This window comes from Roseobacter weihaiensis, assembly GCF_020622345.1.
GTDB lineage: Bacteria > Pseudomonadota > Alphaproteobacteria > Rhodobacterales > Rhodobacteraceae > Roseobacter > Roseobacter weihaiensis.
This window is the reverse complement of sequence record NZ_JACNMO010000004.1, coordinates 254,743-276,940: the sequence shown is the minus strand read 5'-3', so window position 1 is coordinate 276,940 and position 22,198 is coordinate 254,743. Positions and strand designations below refer to the sequence as shown.

Genomic DNA, 22,198 nt, shown 5'->3' with positions numbered 1-22,198 from the left:
TTAACAAGTTTACAAAAAAGAATTTCCTAAACGCAATAATTAACATCAATACATGTATTTTAGTGAAATTTTATTTCTCTGATCTAGTTAAGTTCTCGCGTAGAGTGAAACGGTTAGTCTACTCTACGATGGTTCGGCTTGATTAACTGTCTGCTGCCTGAGGGAGAACACTACATGACTTACAATTTTACACGCGGCTTTGCACTGGCCTTGGCTGCTTCTGCTGCACTGGTGACGGCGCCTGTGGCGGTTGCAGAGGACTGGAAACCACAAAAACCAGTCGAGATGGTCATCATGGCCGGTCAGGGGGGCGGCGCTGATCGTCTGGCACGACTCTTCCAGTCCATCATTCAAAAAGAGAACCTCGCCTCTATGCCGGTGCTCCCGGTCAACAAGGGCGGCGGGTCCGGTGCAGAAGCCCTGCGGTATCTGAAAGACAAAGAGAGCGACAACCACGTCATCATGGCCACGCTCAACAGCTATTACACAACGCCCCTGCGCACCGACATCGGGGTGGACATCGAAGAGTTCACCCCGATTGCGCGGATGGCGCTGGACACATTTGTGCTCTGGGTGAATGCCGACAGCGACATTCAGACGCTGGATGACTATGTGGCCGCCGTGAAGGCCGCCGGTGGCGAGTGGAAAATGGGCGGAACCGGTACGGGTCAGGAAGACAGCCTTGTGACCGCGATGCTGGAAAACGAATTTGACATCAAAGTCACCTATGTCCCCTTCAAAGGCGGCGGTGACGTGGCCAAGAACCTTGTGGGCGGGCATATCGACAGCTCGGTCAACAACCCTTCCGAGGCCCTGGGCTTTTATAATGCGGGCAAAGTGCGCCCCATTGCAGCTTTCACACCAGAGCGGATTTCAGTCTTTCCCGATACGCCAACCATGGGCGAACTCGGACATGACCTTGTCTACTGGATGCAGCGGTCCTTTGTTGCCCCCAAAGGCATGGACCCCGCAGCTGTCGCCTATTACACCGAGATGTTCGAAAAGCTGAACGCCTCCGAAGAATGGCAGACCTACACAACGGAAAAGGCGCTGATGGCAGACTTTCTGACCGGAGATGAATTGCAGGCCTATTTCCTGGATGAACGCGGCAAACACGCCGATTTACTTGGGAAGATGGGCGAAGGGTCCTAAGCCCTCTCCAGCATTGACAGTGCAGGACACGAGGGGGCAATCGGGTTGCCCCCTTTTTTAACTCCCCAAAGAACGGGCTTTCCTATGTTGATGGCGGACAGACTGATCGCAGCGTCTATCATGGCGCTGTCTCTCTATTTCATGTGGCATGCGATTGAGCTGCCGATTGGCTGGAACGGGATGACCGGCGGGCCCGGCGGCGGGGCGTTCCCGTTCTGGCTATCGGTCGTGATGTTCCTCTGCGCGGCGGGCATCCTGATCCGCAGTTTGCGGGGCAAAAGCAACTATTCAGGCAACTTCTTTGACCCCGAAACGCTCGCCTCCGTTGTCAGTGTCGCCATCGCCCTGATCGTGACCATCGGCCTCATTCCCTGGGTTGGCGCCTATGTTGCCCTGCCTCTGTTTATGGTCTGGTACCTCAAGATATTCGGCAAACACGGCTGGACGCTGACCGCAATCCTGTCCACTGCAACACCTGTCTTTCTGTTCTTCTTTTTCGAAGTCACCCTGAAGATTCTGCTGCCAAAGGGTATGACCGAGCCTTTCTTCCTGCCGCTTTACGCACGGTTTTTCTAGGGGAGAGGGATCATGGAACTGCTGTCTCACCTGGCTGACGGGTTCGCGACGTCCCTGTCGCCCCTCAATCTGCTGATCGTCATTCTGGGCGTGACCGCCGGGCTGTTTATCGGCGCGATGCCGGGCCTCGGCTCCGTCAATGGGGTGGCCATCGTGCTGCCGATGACCTTCATCGTGCCCCCTTCCTCCGCAATCATCCTGCTGGCCGCGATCTATTATGGCGCAATGTACGGCGGCGCGATCAGCTCGATCCTGCTGGGGATACCCGGTGCCTCGACAGCGGTTGCCACCACCTTTGATGGCAGGCCCATGGCGCAGCAGGGCAAGGCGGGTCTGGCGCTGATTGCAGCCGCCACGGCGTCTTTCGTAGGGGGCACCATCTCGGTCGTGCTGTTCACGCTTTTTGCAGCACCCTTGGCGGATGTGGCCCTCGCCTTTGGCCCGGCCGAAGAATTCGCGCTCGTGCTGCTGGCCTTTACGACCTTCGTGGGGCTGGGCGGCGATGATGTCTTGAAAACCATCATCATGATCTGTCTTGGGCTGGCCCTCTCCACCGTTGGGCTTGATCTGATATCAGGCCAACCCCGGCTGATCTTCTTTGATGAGCCCGGGTTCTTTTCGGGCATCAGCTTTCTGGTGCTGGCCATCGGCATTTATGGCATCGGCGAGGTGCTCTACACCATCGAGACCTCCAAGAGCGCGCCGACGGTGACCCCGGCCAAGCTGACCTTCGCGGATCTGTGGCTCGGTTTGAAAGAGGTCAACAAGCTGTGGAAAACACTGACGTTTGGCTCCTTCATCGGGTTTTTCGTCGGCATGCTGCCGGCGGCAGGCGCGACACCTGCAGCACTCATGTCCTACGGCCTGTCCAAGATCATGTCGAAAGAGCCCGAAACCTTCGGCAAGGGCAACATCGAAGGGGTCGCCTCGCCCGAGACCGCCAATAACGCCGCCTCCACCGGGTCCCTGCTGCCGATGCTGACGCTCGGCATCCCCGGCTCACCGACCACCGCGCTGCTGCTCGGCGGGATGGTGATGTGGGGCCTCGTCCCCGGCCCGATGCTGTTTATCGAGCAGCCGGATTTCGTCTGGGGGCTGATCTCCTCGCTCTATACGGCCAATCTTGCCGCCGTTCTGGTCAACCTCGCGCTGATCCCGCTTTTCGTCTGGGCACTGCGCATGCCCTTCACGGTGCTTTGCTCGATTGTGCTGGTGCTGTGCATCGTGGGCGGCTACGCACCAAGTCAAAAGATCCACGATGTCTGGCTGATCGCGGGGTTTGGCGTTGCGGGGTATCTGCTGCGCAAAGCGGACTACCCGATGGCCCCGCTGGTGCTGGCACTGGTGCTTGGTCCACTGATGGAAAAGAGCTTTCGGCAGACGCTGATCGCCGAACAGGGCAACGTGCTGGCCTTTGTCGAGCGACCACTTTCGGCGACCTTCATTGCAATCAGTTTGGTGTTTTTCTTGCTGCCCCTGCTGAAATACGCCAAAAAGTCATCCCGTGCGCGTGGTGCTTCTAATGAGCCCGCGAAATAGCTGAGAAAAGGAATACACTGATGCAAACAACAGTATCTGGTCTGATCGCAGGGCATGATGATGGGTCCAAAGCCCTTGGGTCTCCGACCGCGGACTGGTTGAGCTATGGGGGATTGCGCGCACTCACTTCAGATGTCCGCACAGCGCTGCACGGTTTTGGCATCGGGCGCGGTAACCGCGTGGCGATCGTGTTGCCGAATGGCCCGGAGATGGCCGCGGCGTTCATCACCATCGCGCAGGTCGCCGTGACGGCCCCTCTGAACCCCGCCTACCGCGAAGAGGAATACGTGTTCTACCTCGATGACCTGAAAGCCAAGGCGCTGGTGGTCATGGCGGATGACGAAGGCCCCGCCGTTGCTGCCGCAGGCACGCTGGGCATCAAGGTCATCCGCGTCACCGTGCCGGACGGGGCACCGGCCGGGACCATCACGCTCACCTCAGAGGCCAGTGGGGAGGCAGACACCACCGCCCCCGGCCCGGAGGATGTGGCCCTCATCCTGCACACCTCCGGCACCACCTCGCGGCCCAAGATCGTGCCCTTGCTGCACTCCAACGTTGCCGCCTCTGCCGAACATATCCGCGTCTCTCTCGATCTGACGCCGGCGGACCGCTGTATGAACGTCATGCCACTCTTTCACATTCATGGGCTGATCGCCGCGGTTTCCGCCTCGCTGGCGGCCGGTGCATCGGTCTGGTGCGCGCCCGGCTTTGACGCGCTGCGGTTCTTTGGATCACTGCGGCAGGCCAAACCCACGTGGTACACCGCCGTGCCGACAATGCATCAGGCGATCCTGACCCGCGCCAGCCGGAACGAAGAAATCATCAAGGAGGTGCCGCTGCGCTTTCTGCGGTCCTCATCGGCTTCCCTGCCCGCGCAGGTCATGCAGGCGCTGGCGGAGACCTTTGGCGCCCCGGTAATCGAAGGGTACGGCATGACGGAGGCCGCGCATCAGATGGCCTCAAACCCGCTGCCACCGCGGGCGCAGAAACCCGGTGCCGTTGGCGTCGAAGCCGGGCCAAAGGTGCGCATTGCCCATGAAACCGAGGACCGTCTGATCGAGGGTACGGGCGAAGTCGTCATCTCGGGGCCCAATGTCACGCCGGGCTATGAGAGCAACCCCGAAGCCAATGCCAAAAGCTTTTTCGAGGCCGAGGACGCGCGCTGGTTCCGGACCGGCGATCAGGGGGCTTTTGACAGCGATGGCTATCTGCATCTGACCGGGCGGCTCAAGGAGATCATCAACCGGGGCGGCGAAAAGATCAGCCCGCTCGAGGTGGACGGCGTGCTGCTCGATCATCCCGCCATCGCGCAGGTGGTGACCTTTGCCCTGCCGCATCCGAAGCTGGGCGAAGAGGTCGCCGCCGCCGTTGTGCTGAAGGGCGAGGCCAGCGAACGCGATATCCGCGATTTTGCCAAGGAGCGGATGGCGGATTTCAAGGTGCCGCGCAAGATCATCATCCTGGATGAAATTCCCAAGGGGGCCACGGGCAAGATGCAGCGCATCGGGATGGCTGAAAAGCTGGGGCTGGTGGAAAAAGTGTAATTCCGGCCCGCTTTACAAGGAGACGGCTCAGGTTTGCAAATCGGAGCGGGCTTTGTGAGGTATAAATATCAATCCCTTACGGGATGACGAAGGAAATAAGCGATGAAAATATGCATTTTTGGAGCAGGCGCCATCGGCGGCTACATGGGGGTTAAGCTTGCCCAGGCCGGGGCGGATGTTAGCCTCGTTGCGCGCGGGCCGCACCTGGCCGCAATGCAGAAAAAGGGGCTCACGCTGATCGAAGAGGGCGGCGAGACCAATGTGAAGGTCACAGCCTCAGACGATCCCGCCGATCTGGGTCCGCAGGACTATGTCATCGTGACGCTCAAAGCGCATTCCGTTCCCCCCGTGGTCGCGAAAATGCAACCGCTTATCGGTGAGCATACCACCATCGTCAGCGGCGTGAACGGGGTGCCTTGGTGGTACTTTCACATGCTTGAAGGCCCGCTGGAGGGCACCCGGCTTGAAAGCGTTGATCCCGGCAATGCCCAGTGGGAGGGCTTTGGGCCGGATCGGGTGCTGGGGTGTGTCGTCTATCCCGCCGCCGAAGTCTCGGAGCCCGGCACAATCAAACATATCGAAGGCAACCGGTTTTCGCTGGGAGAACCGGACGGCAGCAAATCAGAGCGTGCAATGGCCTTGTCCAAAGCGCTGTCTGCCGCCGGGTTGAAAGCCCCCGTCCGGCCCCGTCTGCGCGACGAGATTTGGGTGAAGCTTTGGGGCAACCTGTCGTTCAATCCGATCTCTGCGCTGACCCATGCGACGCTTGATGTGCTGTGTACCGATGTTGGCACACGGGCCGTCGCCCGTGGCATGATGGTCGAAGCCCAGGAAATTGCCGAGAAACTAGGCGTAAAATTTCCCATCGACGTGGACCGCCGCATTGATGGCGGGGCCGCTGTCGGCGCACACCGCACCTCGATGCTGCAGGATCTGGAAGCTGGCCGACCGATGGAAATCGATGCGCTTTTGGGGTCGGTACAGGAACTCGGGCACGTCACCCAAACCGCAACGCCCACCGTCGATACGGTTCTGGCCCTGACCAAGCTGCGCGCCCGAACGGCCGGGCTATACCCCTAAAAAAAGGCGCTTGCCATGTCGATCAAGAACATCCTCGTCGCCTATAACGGTCTGCCCGGTTCAGGGGCCGCGCTGCATGGCGCGGTCAAGATGCAGCAGTATTACGACGCGCATCTCACCGGCCTTTTTGCCCATGGCGGCTCGACCCTCTCGGGACAGATCAAGCCGTGGATGCCCCAAAAGGTCAGGGACGCGATCATGGATGTAGAGAACCAGCCCAACGAGGAAATTGCAAAAAGTTTCAAAGAGATATGCGCCAACGTCCCAGTAGAAAAGCTGCACTGGATCGACAGCGGTGACAGCGTCCAGCAAACCGTGACCGCCTACGCGCGGCTCTTTGACATCACCGTACTGGGCATGCATGAAACCCCACAGGCGCCGGGGCGGTCGCATATCGAAATCTACCCCGACCGCGTCACCTTTGACAGCGGCAGGCCGGTGATGATCTTTCCTGCCGGCTATCGCGGGTCGGTCTTTAACAACAAGGCCGTGGTCGCCTGGGACGGGGGCCGCGCCGCCGCGCGGGCCCTGGCGGACGCGATGCAGATTCTCGAGACCGAAACATCTGTGGAGATCGTCTCGGTCGGGCGCTCCCCCCTTGCAGGCAGCCTGCCGGGTGTCAACGTACAGACCGTGCTTGACCGGCATGATGTAGAGGTCACCCTGACGGAGCTTCCGCGCGGACGCAAAACGATTGCGGACACGCTGGTGGAGCATTGTGACACCACGGGCGCGGGGCTGCTGGTAATGGGGGCCTACGAGCACTCCCCCTTGCGCGAAGGGCTGATCGGGGGCGTGACCCACGACATTGCGCTGCACGCCAAGATACCGGTGCTGATGAGCCACTGACACGCAGCACCGTACCCGGCGACCTGACCGGCCAGATCGATATGGGCCAGTGCCGGTTGGCGTGTCGGCCCCTCAGTTCATGCCGAGCGCTTCTTTGTACATCTCCAGTACCGCCTCTTCCTCTGCGAGATCGTCCGCGTCGCGCTTGCGCAGCGCAATCACCTTGCGCAGAACCTTGGTGTCATACCCCCGCGCCTTGGCCTCTGCCATCACCTCTTTTTGCTGCTCTGCCAGGTCCTTTTTTTCCGCGTCCAGCCGCTCAATCCTCTCGACAAACTGGCGCAACTCATTCGAGGTCACGCGGTAGCTTGCGTCCGCTTGGGATTCAGTTTCGACAGGGTTCGTGGCAGTATCGCTCATGGTTGGCTCCTGGGGTGCGGTCGGGTGGCAATATGGCGTCTGCCTAACGTCCTGATCGCGTCGCCGCAAGCGGCTTTGGGCCCTCTGTGCCCGATGCCTTATCCCCTGCCTGACCCGGAAGTCCACTACCCCCCCGGTCAGACACCTTGACCTGGGCTGCACCGAGATCCTATCGACAAGCGGCCAACACCGCATCTGACCGACCGGAGGAACCATGGGTCGATTCCCGGAACGCATCATCTGCCTGACGGAAGAAACCGTTGAGACGCTCTATCTGCTGGGGCAGTCCCACAGGATTGTCGGCGTCACGGGATATGCGGTCCGCCCGCCACAGGTCCGCCGGGAAAAACCACGTGTCGGGGCGTTTACCTCTGCGGATGTCCCCAAAATCATCGCCCTACGGCCCGACCTGGTCCTCACCTTTTCCGACCTTCAGGCTGATATTGCAGCGGACCTGATCCGCGCAGGCCTGACGGTGCACGCCTTTAATCAGCGCCGGGTCGATGAAATTCTCGATATGATAACGACATTGGGTGCGCTGACCGGCTGCGCGGGCCGGGCGCATGCTCTACGCGAAACCTATGCCCGCCGGATTGCAGACCATCGCGACAGGCCGCCCCCCTCTCGCCCTCGGGTCTATTTTGAGGAGTGGGACGATCCGCCAATTGCCGGCATCACCTGGGTGTCGGAATTGATCGAGATCGCCGGGGGCTGCGATGTCTTTGCGCCGCTGCGTGCCCAACAGGGCGCAAAGGCCCGTATCCTCGACCCCGCGCAAGTGATCGAAGCCGCACCGGATATCATCCTCGCCTCCTGGTGCGGCAAGAAAGTCAAGCCCGAGAAAATAGCCGCCAGACCCGGCTGGCAAGAGATACCTGCCATTGCCAATGGGCGGATTTACGAGATTAAATCCCCCCTGATCCTTCAACCGGGTCCAGCAGCGCTAACCGATGGGCTGGCGGCGATCCACAAGGCACTCTGGGGGTAAAACCTCGCAATCATGCTTTAGACAGAAGCACCGTCCCGCAAGATAAACCCGTACGCGGTGGGCTCAAGAGGCGCGGCTCAAGCCCCCCTCTTGTCAAAGCGGGTTTGATTGGATAGCCCGGCGGCATGGAAAATGCCTCCGATATCACCATCTTTGACGCGCTGATCTGGAGCGGTGCCTTGCTGTCGCTCGCAGGGCTCTGCGGGCTGGTTTGGTGCATCGTTTTTGTCGCCCGCGCCCGGCGCGCCAAATTGCCTGAAGAGGCCTTGCGAGAGAAACTGCGAAGGGCGCTGCCGCTCAATCTGGGGTCCTTGTTTTTATCAGCCATCGGGCTGATGCTGGTAATTCTGGGCATTTTTCTCGCCTAGAACGGATAATCCCGGAGCGGCAGTCACCAAAAACTTCGGGGGGGGGAGCATCGGTTAAGCACTGACTGAATCTGGGGACCAACCGGGCGACCTGCTGATTGGCAGCGCTGGTGCGGTTTGTCTGCCGGGCAACGGCCGCCTCACAGGCGGTGTGCGGTATCTGCCGTCTCAACCCGCGCAGCTTCATTGCCACATGCACGTTCATTGCGGCGGGTGCGCTGAGCGATCTGATCGCAAGACAGGCAGATGCGTAATCTGATTGGACTGATGTCCGGCGCGCCCTTCGGACTTGGCCTCTGGCTGTCCGGCATGACCGACATGCGGAAAGTGCTGGGGTTTCCGGATTTCTTTGTCGTCTGGGGTGCCACGCTGGTCTTCGTCAAGGCGCGCGCAATTCTGCCGATGGCGCTGGCATGGCGGGTTGTGCGGCGCGGAGCTTCCTTGGCCGAGGGGGAGCCGGACCCGTGATCCCGCAAGATAAACCTCCCGCTTCTGTCAGGAGCCGCGCTTTTCGGTATCGTTTGGGGATTGGAGGTCCTCTGCGCCGGACCGGCTCTTGCATCCTTGAGCTATGGCGGGCGGTGGGCTAGCCTTTCCGGCGGCACTGATTGCAGGGTGTTGCTGGCCCCACCCTGCGCAGACATCTGGACAGCGCCCCACCGGTGGCCTAACCCTTAGCCATGGATATACGTCAAATCACCCCGCATTTTTTTGCCGCCCCACAGCTGTCGCCCGAGGACCTGCCGGAGATCCGCGCGTCGGGCATAAGGCGTGTCCTATGCAACCGGCCCGATATAGAAGTGCCCCCGAGCCACCAGATGGCAGCGATGGAAAAAGCGGCGGCGGTGGCCGGGTTGGAATTTGTGGTGCAGCCTCTCACGCACCAGACCATGACGCCGGAGGTGATTGCGACGAACCGAGCACTTATTGAGGAGTGCGACGGACCTGTGCTGGCCTATTGCGCTTCGGGCACACGCTCGACCATCGCCTGGGCTCTGGGGGTCGCCGGGGACATGCCGGTGGATGACATCATCACCGCGGCCCGTGCGGGGGGATACGATCTGGAAAATCTAAGACCCACGCTTGAAGCGGCAGCGCGCCTCTAACCCGCCAGACATTACGTCAGGCGATGTTCAGCTTGGGCAGATCGCCAAGGTCGGGCAGGTCGCCATCAAGATCAGGCAGGTCCGGAAGATCGGGCAGGTCGGGCAGGTCACCCAAGGGTTCGCCACCAATGTCATCCAAATCGGGCAAATCGGGCAAATCAGGAAGATCAGGAAGGTCCATCAGCCCGCCCGCGTCCGGGACTTCTGCCAATGCCTCACTTGGTGCAAGCTCGAGCTCCGGCAGATCGAGATTTGTATAATCAGAAGCTTCTTCGGCAGGCTCTTCGACATCAGGCGTGCGCGCAGTCTCTGCAGGACGCTTTCCTTCCGTTTCCAACATCAAGGCTCTTTGCCCTTCAATCTGTCCCACGCCGCCGGAACCCACGACCCGCCCCTCAATCGATACCAGTTCGACGCAGTCGAACGCATCCGCCGGGATCGAAAGCGTGTCGCCCGGCTGGAGGGCGCTCATGCTGGACAAGGACAGGCGTACACGGCAAAGCACCGCCGAAAGCTCTGCCTGCATGCCCATCACGGCCGCGCCCAGCGTCGCGGGCGCAACAGGGGGTTCTGCATCTGAGCGGTCGCGCACCATTTCCGCCTTGGCGGTCGGCAACGGCAAGATCAGCATTATGGTGGATTGGAACGCACCCGAGGCCACATCGATGGTCAGGCGCAGGATGTGATAATCCGGCTCATCCAGGGCAAGGCAGAACAGCCGTGCGTTTTCGGCCCGCGCACCAAATTTGTAAGGGGCCAGCAGGTTCTTTTCGGGCGGCGTTTCCAGAAGATCATGCGCATGGGCAAAAAGCGCATCGAGCATGGGCGCACAGAGGGCTGCATCCGTTTCCGTGAGCCGACGATCCTCTGTTGGTGTCGCGGAAACCTGTCCTGTGGTCTGCTGCTGCACCAAGGCGCCCACCAGACCCGATCCAAGAACGACCCCGCCGGTCACCCCTCTGACCCCGTCCAGCAGAACCAGCAAAGCGTTTTCTTCGACCTTTTCGGCAAGCTCCTCCCCGCTGCACCGCTCTTGCGTGACCCCGATCACGGCAAGCGCCATTTCAAAGACATCATCAGCAATTCTTGCCAGGCCCACGCGCAAAGCTTTTGGCACGGTCATGGCCCGTGCCTGATGCTCCTGCTTTCCAACCTGCGCTTTGCGCTGCAAAACTGACATTCGATGTCCCTATTCGGATCCGCGCGGCCCTTTGCCATCCAGGCGCTCTTCACACCATTGGAACTAATCAAGAATAGTTACCATTGCCTTTATGAAGGTGAGACAGCCGCGTTATTGAGCAGCCAGTGCGACAGAATGCGGAAGAACCACCCGAAAACCTGTGCCCTCCACCTCGGCCAGATAGCTGACGTCCCCCCCCAGACGGGCCATGATTTCGCGGCAGATCGCCAACCCCAGCCCTGCACCATTGCTGTCCTGTGCCCCGATGCGGCTGAATTTCTCAAACATCATCTCGCGGGCATCGACAGGGATACCATCCCCATTGTCGATAAAATCAATCATGATCCTGCCGTCGTGCTCCGTCACGTCGATCAGCAGTTCCGGCGCCGTGGCGGCGCAGTATTTCTGAGCATTCGTCATCAGGTTGATAAACACCTGGCTCAGCCGGTCAAGATCCGTCTGCAGGGTGATCGTTTCATTGAGACGGCGGCGGCGGATCTTCATCGGGCGCGACGCGCTGGCCTGCGCCGTGGCGATCGCACGGTCCAGAAGGTCGGCCAAACTCCCGGTTTGCTGGTTCAGCGTCACCTGACCGTTCTCAAGCACGCTCAAATCCAGCAAATCATCCAGCAATCTCGTCAGCCGAATCGCCTCCACATGGATGATATTGGCGTATTTCGTCTTCTCCATCGGACCCATGCCCTCGGTATCCCGGAGGATTTCGGAGAATGCCCGGATCGACGTCATGGGGGTGCGCAGCTCGTGGCTGATCTGGCTGAGAAACGCGTCCTTTTGCGCGCTGATCTGCATCAGCTTGGTGTTGGCCGCGCGCAGTTGGGCGGCGGTCTGGCTCAATTCGTGGGACTTGGCTTCCAGTTGGTTGGAATACTCAAGCATCTGGGCAGATTCGTCCGCCACCGCCATCAGATCATGTACCGAGACTGAGCTGCCCCCCACGATCTGGCTTATCATCGCATGGGCCGTGGCCGCCCCCACCGACCCTGCCAGCACCCGCTCCAGATGTTGCAGAAAATCTGGCGTCGGTTCAGGCAGGTGCCCCGACAGACCCTGCGCCCGCGCCTGATCGGAAAACAGCGTGCGGGCCTCGCCTGCGCCCAGAATGCGCTGCGCCATGATCATCAGGTCTTCGCTTTCCGCAACGGTGGCGTTCCACCCCCGTGTCGGGACCGAATGATCAAACACATTCACGAATTGCGCGCCCTGCAGCCGCTCCAACGGATTGGGAAAGCTGAAAAGCGACACCAGCGCGAACACACCGGTATTCAGCAGCAGGCTCCAGAGCACCGCATGCACCATCGGATCCAAACCGTCGATCCCGAAAAGTGCGTGCGGGCGCAGCAGACCAAGCCCAAAGAGCCCCTGTTCGAAAATCTGCGCACTCAGCACAACGCCGGGGCCGAAGCTGGGTAACAGCATCGTATAGACCCAAAGCAGGAAACCCACCGCCAGACCACAGAGCGCGCCGAGCCCCGTGGCCCCGCGCCAGAAAATACCGCCCAGCATGGCGGGCAGAAACTGCGCCACCCCCGCAAAGGACACCAGACCGATGGCGGCCAGCGCACCGAAACCGCCGGAGGCTTCGTAGTAGATATATCCCAAAGCGATGATGCCGAGAATCGACAGCCTGCGCGACAGGATCACCACCTCGCGCACGTCACCGGACTGGCTGGCCCCACCCTGCCGCAAATACAGGAAGATCGGCATCACGATATGGTTCGACACCATCGTCGAGAGCGCCAGCGTTGCCACGATGACCATCGAGGTCGCCGAGGAGAACCCGCCCAGAAAGCTGAACATGGCAAGCCCGTCGCGCCCCTCACTCAGCGGCAGGCTGAGGACAAAGAGATCCGGGTTCGACCCTTCCGGCAACACCTCGAGCCCGATCACCGCGATGGGGATCACGAAAAGGCTCATCAGCATCAGATAGAGCGGAAACGCCCAGCTGGCGATTTGCAGGTGCCGCTCGTCATCATTCTCGACCACCATCACCTGAAACATGCGGGGCAGGCACAGAAAGGCCGCTGCCGACAGAAACGTCAATGTGGCCCACCGGCTGCCATCGGTCTGCCAGGTGCCAAGATCAGAGGCATCGATCCGCGCCAAGGTTTCCTGCAGCCCCCCGGCAATGCCCCAGACCACAAAAATCCCAACCGCCAGCAAGGCCACGAGCTTGACGACCGCTTCGACGGCGACGGCAATGACCACCCCGTGATGCCGCTCGTTGACGTTGAGGTTCCGCGTGCCAAAGAGCACGGTAAAGATCGCCAGGCCGACAGCGATCCAGAAGGCGGCATAGTCCGTATCGATCCGGGTGCCGTCCGCCCCCTGCTCCGCCGCCGAGAAAATCGACAGCGAAAGCGTCACCGACTGCAATTGCAGAGCAATATAGGGGGTCACGGTAATCACCGCCATCACCGTTACGACAATCGCAAGAGTGTTCGACTTGCCGAACCGGGAGGAGATCAGGTCCGCAATCGAGGTCACCTTGTAACTGCGCCCGATGCGCACCAGCCGCCGCAAGATCCACCACCAGCCTATGATAACAAGGCTGGGGCCCAGATAGATCGTCACATACTCCAGCCCTGAGCGCGCCGCATTCCCGACAGCCCCGTAGAACGTCCAGGCCGTGCAATAGATCGACAGCGACAGCGTATAGACCAGCGGAGAGCGCAAAAGCCACCCGCCCCGGCCCTGAATGCCGGCCCGTTCGGCAAAAAAGGCCACCAAAAACAGAAAGATCACATAGGCCAGACAAACGGCGAGTAGGACGTTGAGCGATGTCACGCGTCGTCCCCGGGCTCACCTTCCGCGCGCAGATCACTGCGAACCTTGCGCATCAGAAAGGCAGGCAGGACGATCAGCAGGACCCAGACGCCAAAGACGTAAAACAGCGCACGGGACATGGTGATCGGCACCGTACCCGGCTGACCATCGCTGGGCCAGAGCACCGGAACCATCCAAAGACAGGCCCCCAAGATGACCAGCAACTTGACCGCATCCATCATGCGTCGCTTGCGATAGCTGCTGCGCTCCAGAAACAGGGGAAGCGGCGTGCGGCCCATCGGCTCAGCCTTTGTGCTGGTGCACGTAAAGCAGATCGCGCACAGCCGTCAGAACTTCGGCATTCGAAAAAGGTTTTGTCATAAAGCGACTTACACCTGCCTTTTCAGCCATTTCCCGGTCGCGGCTCTGGCCCCGTGCCGTCAACATCAGCACCGGCAGTGCGGCGGTTTCCGTATCCGCCCGCAACTCTTCCAGAATATCGAACCCGCTTTTGCCGGGCAACATGACATCCAGAACCACAAGGTCCGGCTTTAAAGACCGTATCACCTGTGCAGCATCGGTCCCGTTGCCATGTGTGTCGACCGTGCAGCCTTCCCGGCTCAACAAAAAACGCATCGCCTCGATAATGTTGAGCTCATCTTCGACCAAGAGAACGTGCTTGCCCATATGTCCCTCCTCCCAAGGGTCTGCCCACCATTGCGATTGGTGCGCCCCGGAAGGACAGATGCCCAACTATGTGAGCTTTTCAAAGGTGTGTCAAAGCCTTGCTGGGTCAGTCGGACGGCGGCAGCTTGATGACCTCGCGCCAACTGTGCTGTGGCGCAAAGCCCAACAACCGTTTGGCCTTGGCATTGCTGTAGAAGGTTTCGGTCTCTGTCATCTCCCCCCGCAGGGGCACATCCGGGTAGAACCGCGCCCGCAGTTGCGCCGTGCTCAGGCCGACGGAATGGTCGTCGTTCGAGACGTTGAAGACCTCGAACCCCAAACCGTTTGTGGTCAGACAGCACTGCACCATCTGGCCGAGGTCCCGCGCATCGATATAGGCAAAGAAGTTTCGCAGCCGCAGGTCGGGATTCTCAATGTACCTTGGGAAATTTCTCTCATATTCATGAGGTTCGATGACGTTATTGATGCGTAGACCATAGATATCGATCCCGCTGCGCGCGTGAAAACTGCGCGCCGTGACCTCATTGACCACCTTGGACATGGCATAGCTGTCTTCCGGAATCGTCGGGTGCTCTTCATCCAGCGGGAGGTACTCCGGCAAGCGCTCCCCATCGGCAAAACAGATGCCATAGGTCGTCTCGGAGGAGGCGAAGATCACCTTGGGCACCCCGAACTTGGTGGCCGCATCAAGGATATTATAGGTGCTGAGTGTATTGATCCTGTAGCATTCATTGTCAGGCTTCATCAGAATGCGCGGGACCGCTGCAAAATGCACAACCGCATCGAACCCCGGTATCCCTGTGCCTGGCTCCAGCTCGTCAAAGCCCGCATAGCTCAGCATCAGGTCGTAGACCTGTCCGGCATCGGCCAGATCGACAATGCGGTTCTGCACACCCTCCATCTCCAGCGGCACCAGATCTGCGTTGAGCACCCGGTGCCCCTGTGCCACCAGATAGGCCACCGCGTGCCGGCCCGCCTTGCCACTGCCGCCCGTAAAAAGAATGCGCATCCCGTCCCCCTCCTGTTTCAGAGCCCCTTTGTGATCCGGCGGCCCGCAGGCTGCAAGGGGTCAGATGCCCTCCATCAGTATCGACGGCTCACGCCGCCCCGGGCAGCCGCGCTTGGGGCAGACACCGCAGGTCGATCCCACCTCCAGCACATCCTCGGTCTGGGGGGCGGCCCCGGCAATCAACAGCATGCTCGCCTCGATCAGCGGTGGGGCGTTGTATTGCGGCTCCCCCACCACTTCCGCCACCGCAAAACAGTTGAACGAGGCCCGCCCCCGCCCCAGTTGAACCAGCGGCATGTTCACCACCTGACCGGGCTGGGAGAGCGCGGAAAACAGCGGCCAGAGCGTACAGGCCGCGCCGAAGCGGGGGATCACCATTTGCCCCACCGGTTTGCGAAACAGGATACTGCCGGCGCGATCGCAGACGACCAACCCCGTCTCAAGATCGGCGCTGGCGGCAATCCGGCGCAGAATGACCGCCACGGGGGCCTTCAGTTCGACCGCCAGGGCAATCGGGTCGGCCCCGACATGTTTCAACGCGGCCGCCAGCGCCGACAGCGGGACTTGTGCGGCATCAGATTGAAGGCGGCTCAGCAAGGTGCGGGCCAGTTTCCGCGCCGTTGAACTGCGCAAGAGGTCTGACTGCGCGATGACCGCGTCGACGGATTGCTCCCCCGCCTCCAGCGCGTCAAACGCATAGCTGTGGTGGGACAGGAAACTATCGACCTCTTCTTGCGGGCTATTGGCGACATCAGCACTTTCCTCGCCAGCCTCGAAGTAATTGACCAGCGCCTTGGCGCTATCCGCCAGCCGTCTGCTGTCCTCATTCAGATTTGCATGGAACCTGTCCCGCCATTCCGCCTCGATGTCTTTTTCATCCGCCAGAATCGAGGCCGTCGAGCGGATCGCAGCCGCAGTGGAAAGCAGCTCGTGCACGGAGGCTGCCAGCTTTGGATCGTGGGTCAGCCGGTCGCTCAGGGTCTCGACCGTGCGCTCCAGCGTTGCAATGCGGCGATGGCCGGCGGCCAGCACCTCTGCCCAGCCTGGAAAGCGGCCTGCCAACTCGTCTGCGCGCTCCACTTCCGCAGGAGACAGGTTTGCGCCCTTGGCCGCCTCGCGCAGGGTTGCAATCAGCGCGGCTTCCGCCCCCTCGGTCAGCATCGACGGCTCCACCCCGAGCACGCGCGCGATATCCAAAAGCAACTTCCCGCCGATTCTGCGGCGGTTGTGTTCGATCAGGTTGAGGTAAGAGGGGGAAATGCCTAACGATCGCGCAAGGTCTGCCTGACGCAGACCCGCGACAGACCGTCGTTCCCGTATTCGGCTACCGGTCAATCCTTCGCGTGGCATTATGCGTCCCTTATGCAAATCTGGGCGTTTTCAATGGCTTTCTGCGGCGCAACATCATTTAATTTACAAGAAAGCCCTGCACTCTGTCGAATTGTTTACAAAATAATTGTTAATTTCAAGGCACTTGTTGCGTAATTTTCTCTTGCTTGGCACGGTTGGGTTTGCACTTTAGTGCGACAGGCGCCGAGCCTTGGGAGTAGCACGCCCGGCGTTTGAGCAAACAACTGGGAGGATTTTCATGTCCAAATCGAACTTTACACGTCGCGGTCTTATCAAGACGGGCGCGGTTGCCGGTGCAGCCGGGCTGACGCTGCCGACGTATCTGCGGGCGGATGGCCATTCGGGCTTTACCAATGCACCAACCGGCGACACGGTCACACTGGGCTTTAACGTCCCGCAATCTGGTCCTTACGCGGATGAGGGCGCCGACGAGCTGCGCGCCTACGAGCTTGCGGTTGAGCATCTCAACGGCACCGGTGCAGACAACGGCATGCTGGAGACCTTCAGCTCCAAATCCCTGCAAGGCAACGGTATTCTCGGCAAAAAGGTCGAATACGTCACCGGCGATACGCAGACGAAATCCGACGCGGCGCGGGCCTCGGCCCGGTCGATGATCGAAAAAGACGGCGCGGTGATGATCACCGGCGGCTCCTCTTCCGGCGTGGCCGTGGCAGTGCAGGCGCTCTGCCAGGAAGCCGGCGTGATCTTCATGGCGGGCCTGACGCATTCCAACGACACCACCGGGAAAGACCGCAAGGCCAATGGCTTCCGGCACTTCTTCAACTCCTACATGTCCGGCGCGGCGCTCGCCCCGGTTCTGGAAGCAAACTACGGCTCGGACCGCAAGGCATACCACCTGACGGCCGACTACAACTGGGGCTACACGACAGAAGAAGCGGTGAAATCCTCCACCGAGGCCATGGGCTGGGAAACCGTCAACACCGTGCTGACACCGCTGACGCAGACCGACTTCTCCTCCTATATCGCGCCGGTGCTGCAGTCGGGTGCGGACGTTCTGGTGCTGAACCATTACGGCGGCAACATGGTCAACTCGCTGACCAACGCGGTGCAGTTCGGTCTGCGCGACAAGCAGGTCAACGGCAAGAATTTCGAGATCGTGGTCCCGCTCTACTCCCGCCTGATGGCGAAAGGCGCAGGCGCCAACGTCAAGGGCATCTTCGGCTCCACCAACTGGCACTGGTCGTTGCAGGACGAAGGCTCCAAGGCCTTTGTGCAGTCCTTCGGCACCAAATACGGCTTCCCGCCCAGCCAGGCAGCGCACACCTGCTACGTGCAGGCGCTGCTCTATGCGGATGCGGTCGAGCGGGCAGGCTCGTTCAACCCCTGTGCGGTTGTCGAAGCGCTCGAAGACTTCGAGTTCGACGGCATGGGCAACGGCCCGACCCTCTATCGTGGCGAAGACCATCAATGCTTCAAGGACGTGCTGGTCGTGAAAGGGAAAGAGAACCCGACATCCGAGTTCGACCTTCTCGAAATCGTCGAGGTCACACCGGTCGAGCAGGTGACATACGCCCCCGATCACCCGCAGTTCGCGGGCGGCAACATGGGCACCTGTAACCCCGGCGCCTGAGGCCAGATTTCCAGATAAACCGGGCGGCGGTCCTCGCCGTCCGGCCCTCCCGTTACTCGGGCAAGAACGCTTCATGAAGGTGGGACCATGGACGCAATACTCCTGCAAATTTTAAACGGCCTCGACAAGGGCTCGGCCTATGCGCTGATTGCCCTCGGCCTGACATTGATTTTCGGCACCCTCGGGGTTGTGAACTTTGCCCATGGTGCGCTGTTCATGATTGGCGCCTTCTGTGCCGTCACGCTGAGCCGTATTCTGACGCTCAGCCACACGGTCATCGACGAGACGCAAAAAGACTTCCTGGGCAACCCCCTGAAAGTCGAGGTGCCTTACATCTACGACATCTTCGGACAAACCACCGGGGATGCGATCATCGACTGGGCCGTGCCACTCTCGATCCTGTTTGCGATCCCGGTCATGGTCGGCATCGGCTTTGCCATGGAACGCGGCCTTATCAAGCATTTCTACAAGCGCCCCCATGCGGATCAGATCCTTGTGACCTTTGGCCTTGCGATCGTGCTGCAGGAGATCATCAAGTATTTCTACGGCGCCAACCCGATCCCCACCCCGGCACCCGATGCTTTCCGCGGGTCGTTCGACTTTGGCGCGATGCTGGGCTTTGATCCCAACACCATCATCTACCCCTACTGGCGTCTGGTCTACTTTGCCTTTGCCGCTGTCATCATCGGCGCGGTCTTTGCCTTCCTGCAATTCACCACCTTCGGCATGGTCGTGCGCGCGGGCATGGCGGATCGCGAGACCGTGGGCCTGTTGGGCATCAATATCGACAAGCGCTTTACCATCATGTTCGGCATCGCCGCCGCCGTCGCGGGGCTGGCAGGCGTCATGTACACACCGATCAACTCGCCGAATTACCACATGGGCATGGACTTCCTCGTGCTCAGCTTCGTGGTGGTGGTCGTGGGCGGCATGGGGTCGCTCTCGGGCGCGGTGCTCGCAGGCTTCCTTCTGGGCATTCTGGAGAGTTTCGCCTCCATGGCCATCGTGCTGGAGACCCTGCCGGGCATCAACCAGATCATCATCTATCTGGTCGCCATCATCATCTTGCTGACACGTCCGCGGGGCCTGATGGGCCGCAAGGGCGTGATGGAGGAATAAGCGCATGTTCGGTTTGACAAAAAGGGACACGACGCTGCTGCTGGTGGTTGCGGTGCTGACGATCTTCGCCCCCTTCATCCTGAATCCCTTCCCCGAAGGCTCTGCCATGGCGCAGTTCAACGCAGGCTACCCGGACCTCATGCAGCGGCTGGTGATCTTTGGCATCTTTGCCATCGGGTTCAACATCCTCTTTGGCCTCACGGGCTATCTGAGCTTTGGCCACGCGGCCTTCCTCGGGGTGGGCTCCTATGCGGCGATCTGGATGATGAAACTGCTGACGATGAACGTGATCCCCGCGATCATGATCTCGGTGCTGGTGGCGGGCCTCTTTTCATTGCTGGTGGGATGGATTTCGCTGCGCCGGTCGGGGATCTACTTTTCGATCCTGACGCTGGCCTTTGCGCAGATGTCCTATTCGCTGGCCTATTCGGTGCTAACCCCAATCACAGGGGGCGAAACCGGCCTGCAACCCAAGGTGAACGACCCGCGTATCCTGGATGCGGCCCTCACCGAAGGGCAGAACCCCCGCGCCAACCTTTTCGGGCTTGAAATGGGCACCAGCTACGAGATGGCCGTGGGCGGCTGGATCTTTACCTTCAACGCGGGCTATTACATCGCGGCCATCGTGATGCTGCTGGCCTTTTACCTGTCGATCCGCATCTTCCGCTCACCCTTCGGCATGATGCTGCGGGCGGTCAAATCCAACCAGCAGCGCCTGAACTACACCGGGCTGAACGCCAAGCCCTATACGCTGGCGGCCTTCGTGATCTCGGGCATGTATGCGGGTCTCGCAGGCGGGCTGCTGGTCGCGATGGACACCCAGGTGGGCGCAGAACGCATGTTCTGGACCGCCTCCGGCGAGGTCGTGCTGATGACCATCCTCGGGGGGGCAGGCACGCTGATCGGCCCGGTTCTGGGGGCAGGTTTCATCAAATACATGGAAAACATCGTCTCCAAGATCAACAAGACGGTGCTGGAGCAATGGTTTGCCTTCATGCCTGACGGGATCGAGGATTTCTTCATCACCATCGTCTACCCCTTCGTGGGCAAGGGGTGGCACCTCACGCTGGGGCTCTTGTTCATGATGGTGGTGATCTTCCTGCCCGGTGGGCTGGTGCAGGGCGGCCAGAAAGTCGCGGGTCTCTTCAAGCGCAAGAAACCGGTGGACGACAAGCCTGACGGCAAAACCACCCCGGCAGAATAAGGAGACCACGTGATGGGTATTCTCGAAGTCAAAAACGTCGGAAAACGCTTTGGGGGCCTGCAAGCCCTGGGCGATGTGAACCTGAGCGTGGCCGAACGCACGGTACATGCCATCATCGGGCCCAACGGGGCCGGCAAATCCACCCTGCTCAACTGTCTGGTCGGCAAGCTGATCCCGGACACGGGCTCGGTGATGTTCGACGGCCAGTCCGTGCTGGGCCGCCGCCCGCATGAGATCAACCAGATGGGCATCAGCCGGGTGTTTCAGACGCCGGAAATCTTTGGGGATCTCTCCGTGCTGGAGAACATGATGATCCCCTGCTTTGCCAAGCGGGACGGCGCTTTCGAGCTCAACGCGATCAGCAGCGTGATGTCGCAAAAGGATGTCGTCGAGCGCGCGCGACACATGCTTGACGAAATGAACATGGCCGACAAGCAGGGCATGCACGCCAGTTCCCTGTCACGCGGTGACAAGCGGCGGCTGGAGATCGGCATGTGTCTCAGCCAGGAACCCCGGCTGTTGCTGCTGGACGAGCCCACTGCGGGCATGGCGCGCGCCGATACCAACAACACTATCGACCTGCTGAAACAGATCAGCGAGGAGCGCGACATCACCATCGCGATTATCGAACATGACATGCATGTGGTCTTTAGCCTTGCGGAACGGATCACCGTTCTGGCGCAAGGCACCCCGCTGGTCGAGGACACCCCCGACAACATCAAGGGCCACCCCAAAGTCCGCGAAGCCTATCTCGGTGAAACTCAGACCGCCGCCTAAGGGGCGCGTTTTTCAACCCCGGCATTTGTGCTGCCGCGACGGGTTGAGAAAGCAAAAAGGATCAAAGACATGAACGTCAAACCCGATTTTTCCAAAAATGCCAATATGGCGGCTACGGCCCCGGCCTTTCTGTCGGTCTGGGACATGCATGCCTATTACGGCGAAAGCTACATTGTGCAGGGCATCAGCTTTAACGTGCACGAGGGTGAAATCCTCGCCCTGCTGGGGCGCAACGGGGCGGGCAAGACCTCGACCCTGCGGGCGATTGCGCGTCTGGGCGATCCCGAGGTGCGTCGGGGGGAAATCTGGCTCGACCACCAGCCGTTGCACACGATGAAAAGCTATGAGGCAAGCCAGGTCGGCCTCGGCCTCGTGCCCGAGGACCGCCGGATCATCGCCGGTCTGACGGTCGAGGAAAACCTCAAACTGGCACAGATCGCCCCGCCACTGGGCTGGTCCCTGGACCGGGTCTATGACCTCTTCCCGCGCCTGCGCGAGCGGCGCGCGCAGGAGGGCGTGACCCTCTCAGGCGGCGAGCAGCAAATGCTGGCCATCGCGCGCGCGCTGTGCCGGGATATCAAGGTGCTGTTGCTGGACGAACCCTATGAGGGCCTGGCCCCTGTGATCGTGGACGAGATCGAAAAGACGCTACGGATCATCAAGGAACAGGGCATCACGACAATCCTTGTCGAGCAGAATGCCGTGCGCGCCCTGCAACTGGCGGACCGCGCCGTGATCCTCGACACCGGCGGTATCGTCTTTGACGGCACTGCGGCGGAAGTGCTGGAAAACAAGGATCTGCGCGAGGAGTATCTGGCCATCTGACCGCAGAGGAGCATCAGGCGCCGGTGTCTGGACCAAATGGCACGGGGCCGGATCCAGCGATCTGCCTTTGCCAAGAAGTCCGAACTTGCCGGATGCTATACGGTGCAGAG

At 60.5% G+C, this 22,198-nt stretch carries 21 protein-coding genes and 1 pseudogene; 15 read left to right on the top strand and 7 right to left on the bottom strand.

The window, feature by feature from the left end; all coding sequences use genetic code 11:
- Positions 1-174 precede the first annotated feature (174 nt).
- The 6 genes from H7847_RS06975 (at position 175) to H7847_RS06950 (ending at position 6,740) form a co-directional block, all read left to right on the top strand.
- A complete protein-coding gene (locus H7847_RS06975) occupies positions 175-1,152 on the top strand; it encodes a tripartite tricarboxylate transporter substrate binding protein (protein WP_227268669.1) in 978 nt (325 codons plus the stop codon).
- A 90-nt stretch (positions 1,153-1,242) separates the two neighbouring features.
- Positions 1,243-1,728 carry a tripartite tricarboxylate transporter TctB family protein gene (locus tag H7847_RS06970; RefSeq protein WP_227268668.1) on the top strand — a complete coding sequence of 162 codons (486 nt, stop codon included), beginning with the start codon at positions 1,243-1,245 and terminating at the stop codon, positions 1,726-1,728.
- 12 nt (positions 1,729-1,740) lie between these two features.
- Complete coding sequence (locus tag H7847_RS06965) at positions 1,741-3,267, top strand: tripartite tricarboxylate transporter permease (RefSeq protein ID WP_227268667.1); 1,527 nt, start codon at positions 1,741-1,743, stop codon at positions 3,265-3,267.
- A 20-nt stretch (positions 3,268-3,287) separates the two neighbouring features.
- Entirely contained in the window at positions 3,288-4,811 is a 1,524-nt protein-coding gene (locus H7847_RS06960) for an acyl--CoA ligase (RefSeq protein WP_227268666.1), read from the top strand.
- Positions 4,812-4,913: 102 nt separating this feature from the next.
- Positions 4,914-5,891: a 2-dehydropantoate 2-reductase gene (locus H7847_RS06955; protein ID WP_227268665.1), complete on the top strand. Its 978-nt coding sequence runs from the start codon at positions 4,914-4,916 to the stop codon at positions 5,889-5,891.
- A 15-nt stretch (positions 5,892-5,906) separates the two neighbouring features.
- Positions 5,907-6,740, top strand: a complete 834-nt coding sequence (locus H7847_RS06950; protein ID WP_227268664.1) for a universal stress protein — start codon at positions 5,907-5,909, stop codon at positions 6,738-6,740.
- Positions 6,741-6,812: 72 nt separating this feature from the next.
- Here the strand turns inward: H7847_RS06950 and H7847_RS06945 are convergent, their stop codons facing one another.
- Positions 6,813-7,100 carry a DUF2312 domain-containing protein gene (locus tag H7847_RS06945; RefSeq protein WP_227268663.1) on the bottom strand — a complete coding sequence of 96 codons (288 nt, stop codon included), beginning with the start codon at positions 7,098-7,100 and terminating at the stop codon, positions 6,813-6,815.
- 214 nt (positions 7,101-7,314) lie between these two features.
- On the opposite strand from H7847_RS06945, the gene H7847_RS06940 reads away from it, so the two are divergent.
- The 4 genes and pseudogenes from H7847_RS06940 (at position 7,315) to H7847_RS06925 (ending at position 9,562) form a co-directional block, all read left to right on the top strand.
- A complete protein-coding gene (locus H7847_RS06940; protein WP_227268662.1) occupies positions 7,315-8,088 on the top strand; it encodes a cobalamin-binding protein in 774 nt (257 codons plus the stop codon).
- A 125-nt stretch (positions 8,089-8,213) separates the two neighbouring features.
- Entirely contained in the window at positions 8,214-8,456 is a 243-nt protein-coding gene (locus tag H7847_RS06935; RefSeq protein WP_227268661.1) for a hypothetical protein, read from the top strand.
- Between the two features lie 246 nt (positions 8,457-8,702).
- Positions 8,703-9,134: pseudogene (locus H7847_RS06930) on the top strand (DUF6691 family protein).
- Between the two features lie 2 nt (positions 9,135-9,136).
- On the top strand, positions 9,137-9,562 hold the full coding sequence (locus H7847_RS06925) for a TIGR01244 family sulfur transferase (RefSeq protein ID WP_227268660.1): 426 nt from the start codon (positions 9,137-9,139) through the stop codon (positions 9,560-9,562).
- Positions 9,563-9,578: 16 nt separating this feature from the next.
- On the opposite strand, the gene H7847_RS06920 is transcribed toward H7847_RS06925, so the two are convergent.
- From H7847_RS06920 to H7847_RS06895, 6 genes are all read right to left on the bottom strand, one after another.
- Positions 9,579-10,742, bottom strand: coding sequence for a FliM/FliN family flagellar motor switch protein (locus H7847_RS06920; protein ID WP_227268659.1), 1,164 nt, complete (start codon positions 10,740-10,742; stop codon positions 9,579-9,581).
- Positions 10,743-10,853: 111 nt separating this feature from the next.
- Positions 10,854-13,547, bottom strand: coding sequence for an ATP-binding protein (locus H7847_RS06915; RefSeq protein ID WP_227268658.1), 2,694 nt, complete (start codon positions 13,545-13,547; stop codon positions 10,854-10,856).
- Positions 13,544-13,825, bottom strand: a complete 282-nt coding sequence (locus H7847_RS06910; protein ID WP_227268657.1) for a hypothetical protein — start codon at positions 13,823-13,825, stop codon at positions 13,544-13,546. The genes H7847_RS06915 and H7847_RS06910 overlap by 4 nt, the downstream gene beginning before the upstream one ends.
- Before the next feature lie 4 nt (positions 13,826-13,829).
- Positions 13,830-14,213 carry a response regulator transcription factor gene (locus H7847_RS06905; protein ID WP_227268656.1) on the bottom strand — a complete coding sequence of 128 codons (384 nt, stop codon included), beginning with the start codon at positions 14,211-14,213 and terminating at the stop codon, positions 13,830-13,832.
- 106 nt (positions 14,214-14,319) lie between these two features.
- The gene (locus H7847_RS06900; RefSeq protein ID WP_227268655.1) at positions 14,320-15,222 is read right to left on the bottom strand and encodes an NAD-dependent epimerase/dehydratase family protein; all 903 of its coding nucleotides are present in this window, start codon (positions 15,220-15,222) and stop codon (positions 14,320-14,322) included.
- A gap of 60 nt (positions 15,223-15,282) precedes the next feature.
- Positions 15,283-16,572, bottom strand: a complete 1,290-nt coding sequence (locus H7847_RS06895; protein ID WP_227268654.1) for a helix-turn-helix domain-containing protein — start codon at positions 16,570-16,572, stop codon at positions 15,283-15,285.
- A gap of 238 nt (positions 16,573-16,810) precedes the next feature.
- Between H7847_RS06895 and H7847_RS06890 the strand changes: the two genes are divergently transcribed.
- The 5 genes from H7847_RS06890 (at position 16,811) to H7847_RS06870 (ending at position 22,088) form a co-directional block, all read left to right on the top strand.
- Complete coding sequence (locus tag H7847_RS06890) at positions 16,811-18,163, top strand: substrate-binding protein (protein ID WP_227268653.1); 1,353 nt, start codon at positions 16,811-16,813, stop codon at positions 18,161-18,163.
- A gap of 87 nt (positions 18,164-18,250) precedes the next feature.
- A complete protein-coding gene (locus H7847_RS06885; protein WP_227268652.1) occupies positions 18,251-19,282 on the top strand; it encodes a branched-chain amino acid ABC transporter permease in 1,032 nt (343 codons plus the stop codon).
- Between the two features lie 4 nt (positions 19,283-19,286).
- Positions 19,287-20,486 carry a branched-chain amino acid ABC transporter permease gene (locus H7847_RS06880; RefSeq protein ID WP_227268651.1) on the top strand — a complete coding sequence of 400 codons (1,200 nt, stop codon included), beginning with the start codon at positions 19,287-19,289 and terminating at the stop codon, positions 20,484-20,486.
- Positions 20,487-20,498: 12 nt separating this feature from the next.
- On the top strand, positions 20,499-21,263 hold the full coding sequence (locus H7847_RS06875) for an ABC transporter ATP-binding protein (protein WP_227268650.1): 765 nt from the start codon (positions 20,499-20,501) through the stop codon (positions 21,261-21,263).
- 69 nt (positions 21,264-21,332) lie between these two features.
- Positions 21,333-22,088 carry an ABC transporter ATP-binding protein gene (locus tag H7847_RS06870; protein WP_227268649.1) on the top strand — a complete coding sequence of 252 codons (756 nt, stop codon included), beginning with the start codon at positions 21,333-21,335 and terminating at the stop codon, positions 22,086-22,088.
- Positions 22,089-22,198 lie beyond the last annotated feature (110 nt).

Bases quoted from the DNA above. Each gene is read 5' to 3' on its own strand.
- H7847_RS06960 (WP_227268666.1), top strand. From the start codon at position 3,288: ATGCAAACAACAGTATCTGGTCTGATCGCAGGGCATGATGATGGGTCC.
- H7847_RS06875 (WP_227268650.1), top strand. From the start codon at position 20,499: ATGGGTATTCTCGAAGTCAAAAACGTCGGAAAACGCTTTGGGGGCCTG.
- H7847_RS06955 (WP_227268665.1), top strand. From the start codon at position 4,914: ATGAAAATATGCATTTTTGGAGCAGGCGCCATCGGCGGCTACATGGGG.
- H7847_RS06900 (WP_227268655.1), bottom strand. From the start codon at position 15,222: ATGCGCATTCTTTTTACGGGCGGCAGTGGCAAGGCGGGCCGGCACGCG.
- H7847_RS06935 (WP_227268661.1), top strand. From the start codon at position 8,214: ATGGAAAATGCCTCCGATATCACCATCTTTGACGCGCTGATCTGGAGC.
- H7847_RS06950 (WP_227268664.1), top strand. From the start codon at position 5,907: ATGTCGATCAAGAACATCCTCGTCGCCTATAACGGTCTGCCCGGTTCA.
- H7847_RS06895 (WP_227268654.1), bottom strand. From the start codon at position 16,572: ATGCCACGCGAAGGATTGACCGGTAGCCGAATACGGGAACGACGGTCT.
- H7847_RS06880 (WP_227268651.1), top strand. From the start codon at position 19,287: ATGTTCGGTTTGACAAAAAGGGACACGACGCTGCTGCTGGTGGTTGCG.
- H7847_RS06965 (WP_227268667.1), top strand. From the start codon at position 1,741: ATGGAACTGCTGTCTCACCTGGCTGACGGGTTCGCGACGTCCCTGTCG.
- H7847_RS06975 (WP_227268669.1), top strand. From the start codon at position 175: ATGACTTACAATTTTACACGCGGCTTTGCACTGGCCTTGGCTGCTTCT.
- H7847_RS06925 (WP_227268660.1), top strand. From the start codon at position 9,137: ATGGATATACGTCAAATCACCCCGCATTTTTTTGCCGCCCCACAGCTG.
- H7847_RS06890 (WP_227268653.1), top strand. From the start codon at position 16,811: ATGTCCAAATCGAACTTTACACGTCGCGGTCTTATCAAGACGGGCGCG.
- H7847_RS06905 (WP_227268656.1), bottom strand. From the start codon at position 14,213: ATGGGCAAGCACGTTCTCTTGGTCGAAGATGAGCTCAACATTATCGAG.
- H7847_RS06870 (WP_227268649.1), top strand. From the start codon at position 21,333: ATGAACGTCAAACCCGATTTTTCCAAAAATGCCAATATGGCGGCTACG.
- H7847_RS06920 (WP_227268659.1), bottom strand. From the start codon at position 10,742: ATGTCAGTTTTGCAGCGCAAAGCGCAGGTTGGAAAGCAGGAGCATCAG.
- H7847_RS06940 (WP_227268662.1), top strand. From the start codon at position 7,315: ATGGGTCGATTCCCGGAACGCATCATCTGCCTGACGGAAGAAACCGTT.
- H7847_RS06885 (WP_227268652.1), top strand. From the start codon at position 18,251: ATGGACGCAATACTCCTGCAAATTTTAAACGGCCTCGACAAGGGCTCG.
- H7847_RS06910 (WP_227268657.1), bottom strand. From the start codon at position 13,825: ATGGGCCGCACGCCGCTTCCCCTGTTTCTGGAGCGCAGCAGCTATCGC.
- H7847_RS06970 (WP_227268668.1), top strand. From the start codon at position 1,243: ATGGCGGACAGACTGATCGCAGCGTCTATCATGGCGCTGTCTCTCTAT.
- H7847_RS06945 (WP_227268663.1), bottom strand. From the start codon at position 7,100: ATGAGCGATACTGCCACGAACCCTGTCGAAACTGAATCCCAAGCGGAC.